The 14,733-nt window shown below is 36.9% G+C and carries 11 protein-coding genes; 3 read left to right on the top strand and 8 right to left on the bottom strand.

All coding sequences use genetic code 11. The features are described from left to right. Positions 1 to 182: 182 nt before the first annotated feature. The gene (locus ACFO3O_RS11030) at positions 183 to 875 is read right to left on the bottom strand and encodes a toxin-antitoxin system YwqK family antitoxin (RefSeq protein ID WP_379978704.1); all 693 of its coding nucleotides are present in this window, start codon (positions 873 to 875) and stop codon (positions 183 to 185) included. A 69-nt stretch (positions 876 to 944) separates the two neighbouring features. Between ACFO3O_RS11030 and ACFO3O_RS11025 the strand changes: the two genes are divergently transcribed. Continuing rightward, positions 945 to 2,345 carry a fasciclin domain-containing protein gene (locus tag ACFO3O_RS11025; RefSeq protein ID WP_379978702.1) on the top strand — a complete coding sequence of 467 codons (1,401 nt, stop codon included), beginning with the start codon at positions 945 to 947 and terminating at the stop codon, positions 2,343 to 2,345. A gap of 542 nt (positions 2,346 to 2,887) precedes the next feature. Beyond that, on the top strand, positions 2,888 to 4,291 hold the full coding sequence (locus tag ACFO3O_RS11020; RefSeq protein WP_379978700.1) for a fasciclin domain-containing protein: 1,404 nt from the start codon (positions 2,888 to 2,890) through the stop codon (positions 4,289 to 4,291). Positions 4,292 to 4,420: 129 nt separating this feature from the next. Here the strand turns inward: ACFO3O_RS11020 and ACFO3O_RS11015 are convergent, their stop codons facing one another. The 3 genes from ACFO3O_RS11015 to ACFO3O_RS11005 form a co-directional block, all read right to left on the bottom strand. Beyond that, a complete protein-coding gene (locus tag ACFO3O_RS11015; RefSeq protein WP_379978698.1) occupies positions 4,421 to 5,281 on the bottom strand; it encodes a CPBP family intramembrane glutamic endopeptidase in 861 nt (286 codons plus the stop codon). A 291-nt stretch (positions 5,282 to 5,572) separates the two neighbouring features. Further along, complete coding sequence (yidC, locus tag ACFO3O_RS11010; RefSeq protein WP_379978696.1) at positions 5,573 to 7,459, bottom strand: membrane protein insertase YidC; 1,887 nt, start codon at positions 7,457 to 7,459, stop codon at positions 5,573 to 5,575. A 95-nt stretch (positions 7,460 to 7,554) separates the two neighbouring features. Further along, the gene (locus tag ACFO3O_RS11005) at positions 7,555 to 9,171 is read right to left on the bottom strand and encodes a CTP synthase (RefSeq protein ID WP_379978694.1); all 1,617 of its coding nucleotides are present in this window, start codon (positions 9,169 to 9,171) and stop codon (positions 7,555 to 7,557) included. Between the two features lie 236 nt (positions 9,172 to 9,407). Here ACFO3O_RS11005 and ACFO3O_RS11000 point away from each other — a divergent pair, with 236 nt between their 5' ends. Further along, a complete protein-coding gene (locus ACFO3O_RS11000) occupies positions 9,408 to 9,725 on the top strand; it encodes a hypothetical protein (RefSeq protein ID WP_379978692.1) in 318 nt (105 codons plus the stop codon). 58 nt (positions 9,726 to 9,783) lie between these two features. Here ACFO3O_RS11000 and ychF read toward each other — a convergent pair whose 3' ends face one another. From ychF to ACFO3O_RS10980, 4 genes are all read right to left on the bottom strand, one after another. After that, positions 9,784 to 10,878 carry a redox-regulated ATPase YchF gene (ychF, locus tag ACFO3O_RS10995; protein WP_379978690.1) on the bottom strand — a complete coding sequence of 365 codons (1,095 nt, stop codon included), beginning with the start codon at positions 10,876 to 10,878 and terminating at the stop codon, positions 9,784 to 9,786. A 125-nt stretch (positions 10,879 to 11,003) separates the two neighbouring features. Beyond that, a complete protein-coding gene (locus tag ACFO3O_RS10990) occupies positions 11,004 to 12,383 on the bottom strand; it encodes a glycoside hydrolase family 113 (protein WP_379978688.1) in 1,380 nt (459 codons plus the stop codon). A 59-nt stretch (positions 12,384 to 12,442) separates the two neighbouring features. Continuing rightward, entirely contained in the window at positions 12,443 to 13,270 is an 828-nt protein-coding gene (locus tag ACFO3O_RS10985) for an alpha/beta hydrolase (protein ID WP_379978686.1), read from the bottom strand. A gap of 386 nt (positions 13,271 to 13,656) precedes the next feature. Next, the gene (locus tag ACFO3O_RS10980; RefSeq protein ID WP_379978684.1) at positions 13,657 to 14,526 is read right to left on the bottom strand and encodes an alpha/beta hydrolase; all 870 of its coding nucleotides are present in this window, start codon (positions 14,524 to 14,526) and stop codon (positions 13,657 to 13,659) included. Positions 14,527 to 14,733 lie beyond the last annotated feature (207 nt).

The raw sequence follows: 14,733 nt of genomic DNA, 5'->3' as shown, positions 1-14,733 counted from the left end.
TAAATTAATTAGTGAATGAAGCATCAGATTTCAATATCTAGTCAAAATTTGAAGAAATCAGAAGGAAAAATCAAGTGTATAGATATAACAGGAAACCTTATTTTTAGGATACTTGAGGATACGCTTTCGCGAAAGCAATAAAAGATATATCCTACTTAAAAAGATATTTTAGATAAAATAATCTAGTGTACCCCTATTTTATTAAGAGGAAACGTAAGTGTTTTATCTAATTGTCCGTTTTTGTAATACTTCCAGACACCGTGCTTTTGATTGTTTTTGTAATTTCCTTCTCGTAGGATCACACCTTCTAGATTATACAATTTTACAGGGCCATGTAACTCCCCATTTACGTGAGTATACGTTTTTACAACCACTCCTTCTTCTGAATAATGGGTTTCAATTCCATTCGCTTTTCCATTTACGTATTCCATACGTTGTGCCACTGCTCCACTTTCAAAATAAACGGTACGCATTCCATCTAAAAGATCGTTTTTATAGAACTCTTCGGTCATGACTGTGGTTCCATCTTGATGATAATAGATCCATTTTCCTTCTCGAGATCGTTCCTTCATTTTGCCTTCACTCACTTTTTTACCTTCTGTCGTGTAAAAAATAACATCCAAAAACGCATCTCCAGCAGTGTATATTTTGAGTGCGGTTGGATGTCCGCCTTTTCTATCATAAAATTTAAAAGTCCCTATCTCTTGGCCGTGATCAAATGTTCCTTCATATCGTAGCTGATTTGTACCTTCATAAACCTTCTGCCAATTCCCATGTTTTTTATTATTGCCATCTAAATTATTATACTCCTGTGCGTTTCCTATAAAAACGAAACAAAAACTAATCAGAAAAAAAAAGAAATTAAGTTTACTCATTTTAAGAAAATTAAAACATTTGTTGTGAAACTATACTACTATATTTGCATGAAATTTAAAACCCCAGCTATGAAAAAACTTTTACTAAACACGAAGATAGTAATCCTTACAATAACGGCAATAGGTGTACTTTCTTGTGCTGATGATGATGACAATGGTAACATTATAGACAATACGCCTAGTAATACGGTTCTAGATATTGTTACCAACAATCCAAATTATAGTTCTTTTCTTCAAGCACTAGAACAAACTGATCTAGGCTTTACCATTGCTGGTAGTGGGAACTTCACGGTATTTGCTCCTACCAATGCTGCTTTTGATGCCTTTTTAGATGGAACACCTATTCAAGATGTGGATAACGAAGTACTAACACAATTAGTCTTAAATCATATTCTCAACACTGAGTTATTTGCCAGTGACTTTACCACAGGCTATCAAAAAACAATTGCTACCGAAGCTTCTTCTAACGCAAATATTGACATGTACATTAATACAGCAACGGGAGTGACTATAAATAATGTATCTTCTGTAACAGCTGCTGATATGGATGCTGACAATGGCGTCTTACATGAAGTAAATGCAATTATTACGCTACCTACTGTGACAAGCTTTGTTGCTATCGATCCTTCCTTAAGTTCCCTGCTAGCAGCATTAACTGATGAAGGAAATACAACATTTACTACTCTATTATCAGACACTACTTCAGACTTCACCGTATTTGCACCCACAAATGATGCCTTTACGACCTTTTTGGACGGAGCGTCATTAGGAGATATTGATAATAACCTACTTGCTCAAGTATTATCAAATCACGTGATTCCTGGAACTGTTGCTACAGCATCATCACTTAGTAACTTGTACATTAACACTGCTGCGATATTTAATGGAGATGTAAACGCCCCAATAACTATGTACATCAACACAGATGATGGCGTTCGCTTAAATGGAGCCTCTTCGGTAACACAAGCAGACATTGTAACTTCAAATGGTGTGATACATGTGGTAAATTCGGTAATACCACTTCCAGATGTTACTACTTATATATTTGCAGATCCTAATTTTTCTATATTATTAGAAGCGCTATTAGCCGATCCAAATGTAGATTATATAACAGCATTACAAACTCCATTAGGAGAAGGACCTACGCCTTTTACAGGTTTTGCCCCTACAAACGAAGCATTTGAGAACTTATTTGCAGACCTTAATGTGACTGGAATATCTGATATTCCTATTATGGATTTGTCTGTTATTGTAGAGTTACATAATATTATAAGTTCTAACATCAGAGCAGAAGAATTAACTGGGATGGACGGAATGGTCTTCACAACATTTTCTGGACTTGATATCACCATAGATGCAACTACACCTGCTATCATTGATCCTAGTGGAGGATCTAGCAGATTGCTTATGACAGATTTACAAACTGCAAATGGAGTTGTCCATACACTAGATAGGGTGCTAAGAAATTAGAAATCTACAGTAAAGAATACATACAAAAGCTTCGGTATATTTTATATATCGAAGCTTTTTCAGTTTGGAGAAATAATGAAATCTCATAAATACGCAATAGATATACTTTCTGGGATCTTACTTCTACCATTTTTTTCGCTTAAAGCGAAAAAACAACCGAGACTATATCCTTAGATCATCATAGTCTGTACTATGAAATGAAACATACCTTTACGTATACTAAAACATAAATTAAAGCCTATAAAGTACTGCGATAATTAAGCATACTGTGTTAAAATGAAGCGAGGCAACATCTAAAAGCTTACATAAAACCGTACCTATGGTAGTTGCAATCAAAAGTATGCTACTATTCTCTAGGGGAAATACCTTAACGCTAGCTATAAATTGATATAAAAACATATCAATATAAAAGGGTTTCTGTCGATTCTAGAAAGCAGAATAGTACAAAATTTATAATTTGTTTAACTATTTTAACTTTAGTTTAAACAAATTTATTGTTTAACTATTTTATATTTGTCTTAAACATACAAACACAAAAAACTATGAAAACATTTTTTAATTATGCGAAAATAGCCATATTGGCTATTGTTTTTACAGGAATCGTTTCTTGTAATGATGATGATGATAATGGAAATATCATCGATCCCAACACAAATAATACCATTGCTGATATTGTAGTTGGAAATCCCGACTTCAGTTCTTTGCTAGCCGCCTTACAACAAACAGGACTTGATGCAACCCTTGCTGGAAATGGAAACTTTACCGTTTTTGCTCCAACAAATGCAGCTTTTAATGATTTCCTAAACGGAACTCCTTTAGCAGATGTTGATAATGATGTATTAACACAGATTTTATTGAATCATGTTCTTAACGTAGAATTAGCTTCTACAGATCTAAGCACAGGATACCAAAAAAATCTAGCAACCGAACCATCTTCAAACGCTAACATAGATATGTATATTGATACTTCCAATGGGGTTGTTATTAATGGGCAATCTACTGTAACTACTGCTGATGTTCCTGCAGACAATGGAATTATACATATTGTAGACGCAGTTATTGAGCTTCCAACTATCGTTACTTTTGCAACGACAAATCCTGCACTGAGCTCTCTAGTTGCTGCCCTTACAGACGAAGGTAATACTGCTTTCGTAACTTTATTGTCTGACACGACACAAGACCTTACAGTCTTTGCACCTACAAACGATGCATTCACTACATTTTTAGACGGAGCTTCATTAGACGATGTTGATAATGATGTACTTGCTCAAGTATTATCAAACCATGTAATACCAGGAACGGTTGGTGTTTCTACAGCTTTAAGTAATTCATATGTAAGTACTGCTGCCGTATTTAATGGCGAAATGGATGCACCTATAAGTATGTATATAAACACAGACAGCGGTGTCACTCTTAACGGAGTTTCTGATGTTGTGCAAGCAGATATTGTTGCTGCAAACGGAGTTGTACACGTTGTAGATACTGTAATTGGATTACCAGACATTACTACGTTTGCTACTGCCGATCCAACATTTGATACCTTAGTAGCTGCACTTACTGCCGATGCTTCATTTGGATATGTAGCCGCTTTACAAACTCCTAACGGGACAGACCCAGCTCCTTTCACTGTATTTGCACCAACTAATGATGCATTCGGGGATTTATTGACTGATCTAGGAGCTACATCACTAGATGACATTCCAACAGCAACCCTAGCCGCTACATTAGAATTACATGTAGTCGCAGGATCAAATGTAAGAGCTGAAGACCTTGGAGGATTAGATGGTGCTTCAGTGCCTACACTAGGAGGAGGAGAAATCGTAATAGATGCCAGTACACCTGCTATCATAGATCCCGATGGAGGTTCTAATGGTATTATTGTAACAAACGTACAAGCAGCAAACGGAGTGATACACGCTATCAGCCGAGTAATAAGAGATTTATAATCCATAATTAGGTTAGTTTCCTTTCCTAACGTTCCCCCAACGTAAACGTTAGAAAGGTAAAGCTCCGATATCAAAATGATATCGGAGCTTTTTTTATGTCTTAACCATATACAGATTTTTTATCTTCTCTCATGAAGCGAGAGAAGGATAGGTAAACAATAAAAGATGTGTTAGATTAAATAATACATGTAAAAACATCGCACTTTCTATTCTTTTGGTTCTATAATAGACATACCCATAAAATAAACCTGCAACCGAGGCTAATCCTATATACATCACACCTCCATTAAAATGTGCCAGCCCAAAAGCGAGTGAGGCAACTATCAAACTAAGACCAAAAGCGTATTTAGCATGGCTTTTTGATAAAGAATCAAATATTCTTTGCTGAATAAGTCTTCTAAAGATAGCTTCCTCGGCTAGGCAGGTAAAAAATAAATTTACAACGATCCACACAGGTGTAAAATGAGGAAGTTTGGGTTCAAATTTAGAATATCCTAACACTGTGGCTAACACAAAGAAAAGTAACGCCATAATCAAGAAGGTAATCACTACTTGCTTTAGCATAGCTAACACGTCTACTTTCAACGATTGGAAACTAAATCCAATAATAAAAATGCCAACGGCTGTTTTATCTAAATTAAAATACAAACTATACGGCGTGGAATTCTCACTTAATGTAATAGTGTCTAAGTATCTATAATTATCAAATCCCATGACTGAAAAATGAAATAGCAAAGGAATGGACAACAAGAGTACTAAAAAGAATAAAAATAGCTGCTTTTTTTGGTAGTAACGGTAGACGATACAACCAAAGATTCCTGTATACACAAAAGAAACGATGGAGGCTCTATCATATACGAATGCAAAGACAAACGAAACCACTAGAAAAAGCACCCATAACGGGATCTTATTAAACACTTTATTGGGAAGCCATATAGACATGACAGCGACCCATAAAGAGCCATATGTAAGAATAACAGAAGTATCCATAGTGTCTTGATCCTTTTTGATTTAAAAGATAAAAATCATTCCCTCAAAAATAAACTATAAAAGAAATAGAACCCCTATTTTTCTCTAATAAACACAGCGGGATTAGCTCAACTAACTGGAGTTTAAAAGAAAGAGAGTAATCTTTTTGGATACGCTTGATATTACCCATCTTTACTGATGTTTTCATTACACTAACTTTTTAGTGTATCGCTATTTCAGGACGAGATATCACTAATAAAAAAAGTGACCATCGAGGATGGTCACTTTTTTTATCATAAGGTCAAAAGAAATTTATTTCCCTTTGGCATTTTTTTGTTTTTCAGCTTGCTCCATAATTTCAGCCATTTTCTTTTGAAAACGACCTTGCTTTTTAGGTGCTGCTTTCTTTACTTCTATTTTTGCTTTGATCTTATCTTCATCAATGATGTATTTTTTAATCACTAAGATAATTCCGATAGTAATTAAGTTAGAAATGAAGTAATACAAACTCAATCCACTTGCGTAGTTGTTAAAGAAAAATAACATTAAGAGCGGAGAGAAGTACATCATATACTTCATCATTTTACCCATATCTGGCATCCCCTCTTGCGTAGGTTGTTGCATCGCTTGATTTCCTGTGGTCAATCGCATAGAGAAGAAAATAGTTACTGCGGCTAGTATCGGAAATAAACTCACGTGATCTCCATAAAATGGAATTTTAAATGGAAGTTTTGCAATCTCATCGTAGCTAGACAAATCATTAGCCCAAAGGAAGCTTTTTCCTCTCAATTCAAAAGCAGATGGGAAGAACGTAAACAGCGCATAGAAAACTGGAATTTGCAGTAATGCTGGCAAACATCCTGCCGCTGGACTGGCGCCCGCTTTACTATACAATGCCATCGTCTCCTTTTGCTTTTTCATTGCATTATCCTTGTACTTCTCAGAAATAGCAGCAATTTCAGGTTTCAACACCTTCATTTTTGCTTGAGATACATATTGTTTGTATTGTACTGGAGACAAAAGTAATTTAATAGCAATAGTCATAATGATAATCGCAATTCCTGCAGGTAAAAATCCTGTTAAAAATCCGAAAAATGGAATCACTAAATACTTATTCAAGAATCCAAAAATACCCCAACCTAATGGCATCGCCTCACCTAGATTACGATCATATTCTTTTAATATCTTATAATCCGTTGGACCATAATACATATTCATCGCATAATCCAATTCTCCATTTTTAGGAGCCAATAATAAATCTGCTTTGTATTCTTTTGTAAACGCTGTCTCTAGATCAGCATCTGTGGCTTTTTTTAAGAGATCATTAGAGTATAACTTTGCCTCTGCAAATGGTGTATCGGTTAATAGCATAGAGCTAAAGAAATGCTGGCGATAGTTCATCCAAGTAAGATCCTTTCGAATCTCATCATCGTCCCCTACCTGTCCTAGTTTGTCCGTCTTCCCATCATCATATTCGTAGGTAAGTCGTGTATATCTGTTTTCATATTCTATACTCTTGGCATGACGTATTCCTTGAAAATCCCACTGCAAACGCATAGGTGCTCCAGTATTAATCACACGAGCAAGCCCTTGCGTCTGTAAACCAAAATCAAGCATATAATCTCCTTGCTTCAGTTCATAACGGTATTCTAGATATTCTGTAGGCGATACTTTTAAACGCATCGTTAACACCTCATTATCTCCATTTTTCGAAAGAGCTGGCTCAAAAAATAAGTCTTTAGTATTTAGATTACGATTATCTGTCGTACTAAACGAAATATTAAACTGACTGTTCCCATCTTTAATAAGATACACGGGAATAGAGTCAAAGGTTTTATAATTTAAAAGCGTTGCTTTTACAATATGCCCTCCTTTATTACTCACTTCCAATTCAAGAACATCGTTTTTTATAACAGTTACATCCTCTCTAGCTGTAGGTAAAGTACCCGAATACGCAAAAGCACCCAATCTGTTTTGTAATGCAGAGCGTCCTAAAGAGTCTGAAGGAGACACGGTATTTGTAAATTCTTGGGTTGCTACGGTAGATGAAGCCGGAGTTGGTACTTCTTGTACTTGTTCCTGCTTTGCTTCTTCTTTGGCCTGTATTTCTTCTGGAGTAGGCCTCGTATACATAATATATAGAATGATGGCTCCCATTAAGAGCATCCCTATCACTGAAGTACTATCAAATTTTTTCATTCACTGCTATGGTATAGATCGCTGTCGCGAAAGTAATATTTCTTGTAAGAGATAGCAATTCTATCTCCAAAGGTTTCATTTGTGCCAATGTGACACTATTTTTTTTCTGAATGTGTAAGTGCTGCTTTCACAAAAGCCACAAATAATGGATGCGGACTTGCCACGGTACTCTTGTATTCTGGATGGTATTGTACGCCTACAAACCAAGGATGGTCTGGTAATTCAATAATCTCCACAAGTCCAGTATCTGGATTGGTTCCTGTTATTTTCATCCCTGCTGCTTCTAAGTCACTTCTATAAGCATCATTAAATTCATACCGATGACGGTGACGCTCTTTAATGACAGCAGTACCATATACGTCTCTCACAATACTCCCTTCTGCTAGCGCACATTCCCATGCACCCAAACGCATGGTTCCGCCCATATCGGTTATATTTTTTTGTGCCTCCATGAGATCAATCACTGGATGAGGCGTATCAGGATCCATTTCGGTGGAGTTCGCTTTCGCGAAAGCGCACACATTCCTACCATACTCTATCACGGCCATTTGCATCCCTAAACAGATGCCTAAAAACGGAATCTTATGCTCACGTGCATATTGTACAGCTTTAATTTTTCCTTCAATGCCGCGCTCTCCAAATCCTGGAGCCACTAAAACACCATCTAATTTTGAAATTTTATTCTGGATCACCTTATCGGTAATAAACTCACTGTGGATACTCTCTACATTGACTTTTACTTCATTTTCTGCACCTGCATGAATAAAAGCTTCTAAAATTGATTTATAAGAATCCTGAAGCTCTACATATTTTCCAATCAGCCCAATCGTTACTTCAGATTTTGGATTTTTATGCTTGGTTAAAAATTCGTTCCAGCGTTTTAAATCGGGGGTTGTAGTATCGTCTAAACCTAATTTGGCAAGTGTAATGGTATCAAGACCTTCTTCTAGCATTAAGTTAGGAACATCATAAATGGTACTCGCATCAATCGATTCGATAACCGCCTCTTGCTCTACATTACAAAAACGAGCAAGTTTGGCTCTTAAATCATCATTAAGCGTATGCTCAGTTCTACACACAAGAATATCTGCTTGGATTCCACTTTCCATCAGTGTTTTTACACTATGTTGTGTCGGCTTGGTTTTAAGCTCTCCCGCAGCTGCAAGATATGGGATAAGCGTCAAGTGGATCACTAATGAGTTTTGTTTTCCTAGCTCCCATTTTAATTGACGAATCGATTCTATATAGGGTAACGACTCTATATCTCCTACGGTCCCTCCTATTTCTGTGATTACAATATCATAATCACCACTATTGCCTAAGATTTGGATACGTTCTTTAATTTCATTGGTGATATGTGGAATCACCTGTACTGTTTTTCCTAAAAACTCACCTCTACGCTCTTTATCAATCACACTCTGGTAGATACGACCCGTCGTTACATTATTGGATTGTGAGGTTGGAACATTTAAGAAACGCTCATAATGACCTAAATCAAGATCAGTTTCTGCGCCATCATCAGTCACATAACATTCGCCATGTTCATACGGATTAAGCGTGCCTGGATCAATATTGATATAAGGATCTAGTTTTTGGATGGTGACTCTGTGACCTCGTGCCTGTAGGAGTTTTGCAAGGGATGCGGCGATGATACCTTTACCCAATGAAGATGATACTCCGCCCGTTACGAAGATGTATTTTGTAGCTGCCATTAATGGAATTCTATTGTTCGTTTACGGGGCGTAAAGATACAGAATTTTCTAGCTAGCCCCTGTATGTTTTAAAGGTTATTTTAGTCTGTTTTGTGAACCAAAGGGCATCATCTACTTCTTTTATGCTTTTAAAAGCTACTCCTGTAGATTCTTAAAAACGGAGATCACATACCCCACATTTACTATTTCTAAATTATAAGTCGTATTATCGTAGTGAACAATTAATAAAAAACACGATGGATAGATTTGAAAACGGATCGCTGATTCAAAAAAACTCAGCCAATACAGATACACTAGTGATAATTGCCTTGGTATGGATTATTTTTTCGCGCCTTTTCTTTTTTGTGTTATTTCAAATGGATTCCGAATTTCTAAACAGCGACCTCTTTATAAATGTAAACATCCTTTTTTCTATTATTTGGGGATGCATTCCTTTATTACTCGCACTTTCAATAAAAGATGCCACAAAAAAAGGGATCTTTTTAGTCTTTGCTTTAATTTATTTATTAGTAACAATTTACGAACAGGTTCAAGGTTTATTTATCGCCTACTAAATCAAAAAAAACCAGAACTTTTGTTCTGGTTTTTTTTTAATCTATTTAGAGAAAGCCTTTACACGTTAAAAAGGAAATGCATTACATCTCCATCTTGAACAATGTATCCTTTTCCTTCGACACTTAGCTTTCCAGCTTCTTTTACTTTGGCTTCACTTCCGTAGCTTACAAAATCATCATATTTGATCACCTCTGCACGGATAAATCCTTTTTCAAAATCGGTATGAATCACACCTGCTGCTTGTGGTGCAGTAGATCCAATGGTAATGGTCCAAGCTCTTACTTCTTTAACCCCTGCTGTAAAATACGTTTGCTGATTTAACAGCTTATACGCACTGCGAATTAATTTTGCGCTTCCAGGCTCATCCAATCCTATATCTGCCAAGAACATTTTTCGCTCCTCATAATCATCTAATTCTGTGATATCTGCTTCGTTTCCTACCGCTAGCACGAGTACCTCTGCATTCTCGTCTTTCACATGTTCTCTCACCACATCTACATACGCATTTCCGTGAACAGCACTATTTTCATCTACATTACACACATACATCACAGGTTTATCTGTAATAAACTGTAAAGGCTTCACATATTCTAAGCGTGCTTTATCATCTATTTCGATAGCACGTACAGAAATACCTGCTTCTAAACCTTGTTTGAGTTTTAATAACACAGCTTCTTCTGCTTGTGCTTCTTTATTTCCTGTTCGCGCCGCACGTTTTACTTTTTCTAATTTCTTATCGACGGTTTCAAGATCTTTTAATTGAAGTTCGATATCTATGGTTTCCTTATCGCGTATAGGGTCTACACTACCATCTACGTGTACAATGTTTTCATTATCAAAACAACGCAATACGTGAAGAATCGCATCGGTCTCACGGATATTTCCTAGAAACTGATTACCTAATCCTTCTCCTTTACTTGCTCCTTTAACAAGACCAGCAATATCTACAATATCTACGGTTGCAGGAACGACACGCTCTGGATTTACTAATTCTTGTAGTTTTTCAAGACGTGGATCTGGTACATTCACCACCCCAATATTAGGTTCAATCGTACAAAACGGAAAGTTAGCGCTTTGTGCTTTTGCATTAGATAAACAATTAAATAAAGTCGATTTACCGACATTAGGCAATCCTACGATTCCTGCTTTCATAGTAGTTACTTCAAATGGTTATAGTTACGCTCCTGCCTCACGGCAGGCAAGTTCGCGAAAGCGATATCACACCGATTCGTTTTCAGCGTGCAAAGATACAAGGGAAGAACTAAATTACCACCATTTTATGGCTTTATTGTTTCTGCTCCTAAAGTCCCGTACCATCGGGTGATTGTATTTTCTGCGGGTTTAAAACGCGGCGTGAAGTCGACGCTATTCGCTACACCTTCTGCAGTGGTACGGGTATGCCATTGCCAGATATAACAACCTGCAAACCAAGGTTCATTCCACAACTTTTGAAACATGGCTTCAAAGGCATGTTGTTGCGTTTGGTTCGATTTTTTTTGGGTGAGTGCGCCCGTCATCGCTCCCCATTCCCAAGGAGCAATGGTTGCGGTTTCATCACTACGGTATCCTATTTCTGTGAATAAAATAGGTTTCTGATAGTAATTAGACGCCATTTTCAAGGCTTCTATATGCGTGTCCCATCCTGCTTTAATGGTTTCTAGATCAGGGTTTTTATGAGTCGTCAGTGGGTAATATGCCTGAATGCCGATATAGTCTAATGCAGACCAGAACGGAATCTGATCTATGGGATCATCCCAATTGGCAGCATACGTCAGTTTTCCTGAATAGATCTTCTTAATCGCTGCAATAAAGGGTAGCCAAGCTTCGGGTTGGTGTTGGATTGCCGTACGTAATTCTGTGCCTATACAAAACAACGGCACCTTCATTTTTTCGGCAATACGGGCATAGTGCAGCATACGTTCCTGATAACTTTCAAACCATCCTGGCCATGCTTCTTCCGAGAGCGTAATGTTAGATCGCCAGCCATCGCTTAACCAAATATGCGGTTTTAAGTGCACTCGAATCCCACGTTCTTGCAAATATCCAATGTGCCGCATCACCACAGAATCCCGACGGGACCATACACCTGGAGTGACCTGACCACTAATCCTAGGACTCGTTTCGTTGGCTTGGTCGATAAAAGGAATGACCGCAGACCATTCTATATTATCTTTAATAAGGGTTTTTGTGGCTTTCTGAGTATTTTCCCTATCATAGGACCAAAATACGCTCATACCTCGATGTTTTCCATCTTTCTCATACAGATTAGTGGCTTTTTCTGAAGTATTCTCTACACTATAATCCCAAGTATAGTTAAAAAACTCTGCGCTATTAAAAGATACCATCCCTTTAATACTTGCATAGATGACAAAAAACGGAATCACCAATGTAAAACTAACCCGTCTCAATGCGAGTGACCATCCTTTTTTCTTGAAACCTCTTACCGTATACCGTACCACCAAAAACAGGAGATACACCAAAATAAAAAAAACATGAAATGCGATAAGAAACCGGAACGTCGGCACAAAAACACCTAGTTGTTTGACAGCCTCAACAAAAGGAATAGCTGCCCGCCAAATCGCAATAAAATAGAGCAACAACAACACCCCCCACGTACTCAAGTACAATTTTAAAGCAGTGTGAAGTATTTTTTTCATGATAGCTTTCTTGGAAATACTAAAGGTAAGACAACGATCCCTTCATATGGTTACGCTTATTATTCTTTGTTCAGCGCTCGGTCTATCGTGTCTGTGTATTCTTTAAAAGTAACCAAATTATTATGTCCTCCCTTGGAAATGGTGATAAATTCTTTTGAAGAAGTGGTGATTTTTCCAAACAGTTTCTGACCATTTTCATAGGCTACCACATCATCTTCGGTACCATGAAAAACGGTTACTGGACAGGAGACATCATCTACATATTGATAGGTAGGCATTCTATATTTCAACAACCGACTTACTGGCAACCATTTAAAACGTGATTTCGCTTCGTCTTCAATGCTGTAAAAAGGCGTTTCTAATGTGAGGTTTTTAGGGTTGTTTTTACTCGCCACATAAGACGCAAAGGTCGTTCCTAAACTTCGCCCATATACGTGGATTTGGGATTCGGGATAATTCGCTTTCGCGAAAGCGTACCATACCTCACTATCATCATACAACGCCTGTTCCCGGTTTAATTCTTGATCAGGATGTACATCACTTTTTCCATAATTGCGATAATCCATCACAATAACGGCATATCCTTTTTGAGTAAAAAATTGAGTGATGTCCCCCCAACGCCTGACGCTTCCTGCGTTTCCATGAAAATAAAGAAGTACGCCTTTGGGATTGGATACCGTAAAATGGAGGCCGTGGAGTTGAACACCGTCTTTTCCTTCTCTGTACACTTCTTCAAAAGGAGTATCAAACTCAAAGACAAAATCTTTAGGAAGTTGTTCGGGATGAAAAAGCATACGCTCTTGAAAAAAATAGAGCCCACCACATAAAATTGCATAGAGATTTGCCAAAATAAACAGGAGGATTGCACCTCTTTTTAGTGTACGCATGAGCGTTATTATTAGTGATGCACGAAGATAAATGTTTTTAAAAAAACCAACTAAGATTACAGAACAGAAAATCCATGGGTAAAACTATAAAAACAGTATTACATTCATACATACTGCTAACTTCCCAAATAACCCTACAAAGACTTATATATAGATGAACAGGACAAAAAAACCTTAGCGACTGCGACGGTAGCTAAGGTTTGGGGGATTCACTTTAAAAATATCTTGAATGCTTATGAAGTAAGCTTCACTATTTTTAATTCTTGTACGAAGGTGAAAATAAATAATAGGGATTGCAAGAAATGCATCTCTGTTTTCAGGAATACAGATTAACTACAACTTATTATAAATCAGCAACTAACTACTGAAAACACTAAGAAGATACGTTATGCGTTTTTGCGTTTTGTGTTATGAATCACTTTAAAGCTAGAGCCTTCCAGATTGGTCTCTTTTGGAGTAGATGTGAGAATTTCGGTGAGCATTTTATGATAACTTTCAAAGTTGTTTAAGTTCTTATGCCCGCCGCCAATAACAGTGTACAACTTTGTCAATTTAGGTTTGATCTTAGAAAGTTTAACACTCGTTTTATACGGAATAAGTTTGTCATCTGTACCATGGATAATATGGATAGGACATTGTACGTATTTGAGCCATTTGTAGGTAGGCAAAGGGTATTTTATCAATAAAGATAATGGCATAAAGGGCGCATAACGTGCCGTTACTTTGGTCAAACTATAATACGGTGCATCTAGAATTAACATTTTAGGATTATTGACAGAAGCAATTTTGGTGGCTAATCCTGAACCTAGACTACGGCCATACAGAATAATGTGCTTCTCGTCTACATGCTCTTTTAATTTATTATAAATGACTTGTAAATCACGTTTGAGTGCTTTTTGATTCCGCCGACCCGTACTTTTTCCAAATCCTCTATAGTCCATCATCACCACGTCATAACCATTCCGTGTAAAATCTACAGCAAATTTACCCCAACCTTTAATACTTTTTGAATTCCCTTTAAGGTACAAAACCACGCCTCTCGGTTTTTTTACCTTAAAATGAAGTCCGTTGAGAATGGCGCCATCACGGGTTTCTATATTATATTCATCTACTTCTTGATTCTCGTAATAAAATTGAAAATCTGCAGGTAGTTTCTCAGGTTTGAATAAGAAATAATCCTGTAAATAATACAGTAACAAACTTATAACTACGTACAAGACTACAATAAAAAGGACGATTGATACCCAGTATGCCATGCTTAAAGGTAGGAAAAAAATAGAATCCAAAGTGTATGTATAGGTGGCACACTTTCGTGAAAACCTTCTCTGGAGCATACTCATTTAAAATAATATCACTAAAAACCCTCTGTAACCTCCTACAAACGTTAAATACTTTAACAAAAAGATGCTTTTATACACAAAGGGAGTGTTGTACCTTGTCATTCTTAAAAACAACTAAAAAAA

It is taken from the genome of Dokdonia ponticola (assembly GCF_042653865.1).
Lineage (GTDB): Bacteria > Bacteroidota > Bacteroidia > Flavobacteriales > Flavobacteriaceae > Dokdonia > Dokdonia ponticola.
This window is presented reverse-complemented; position numbering and strand designations above follow the sequence as displayed.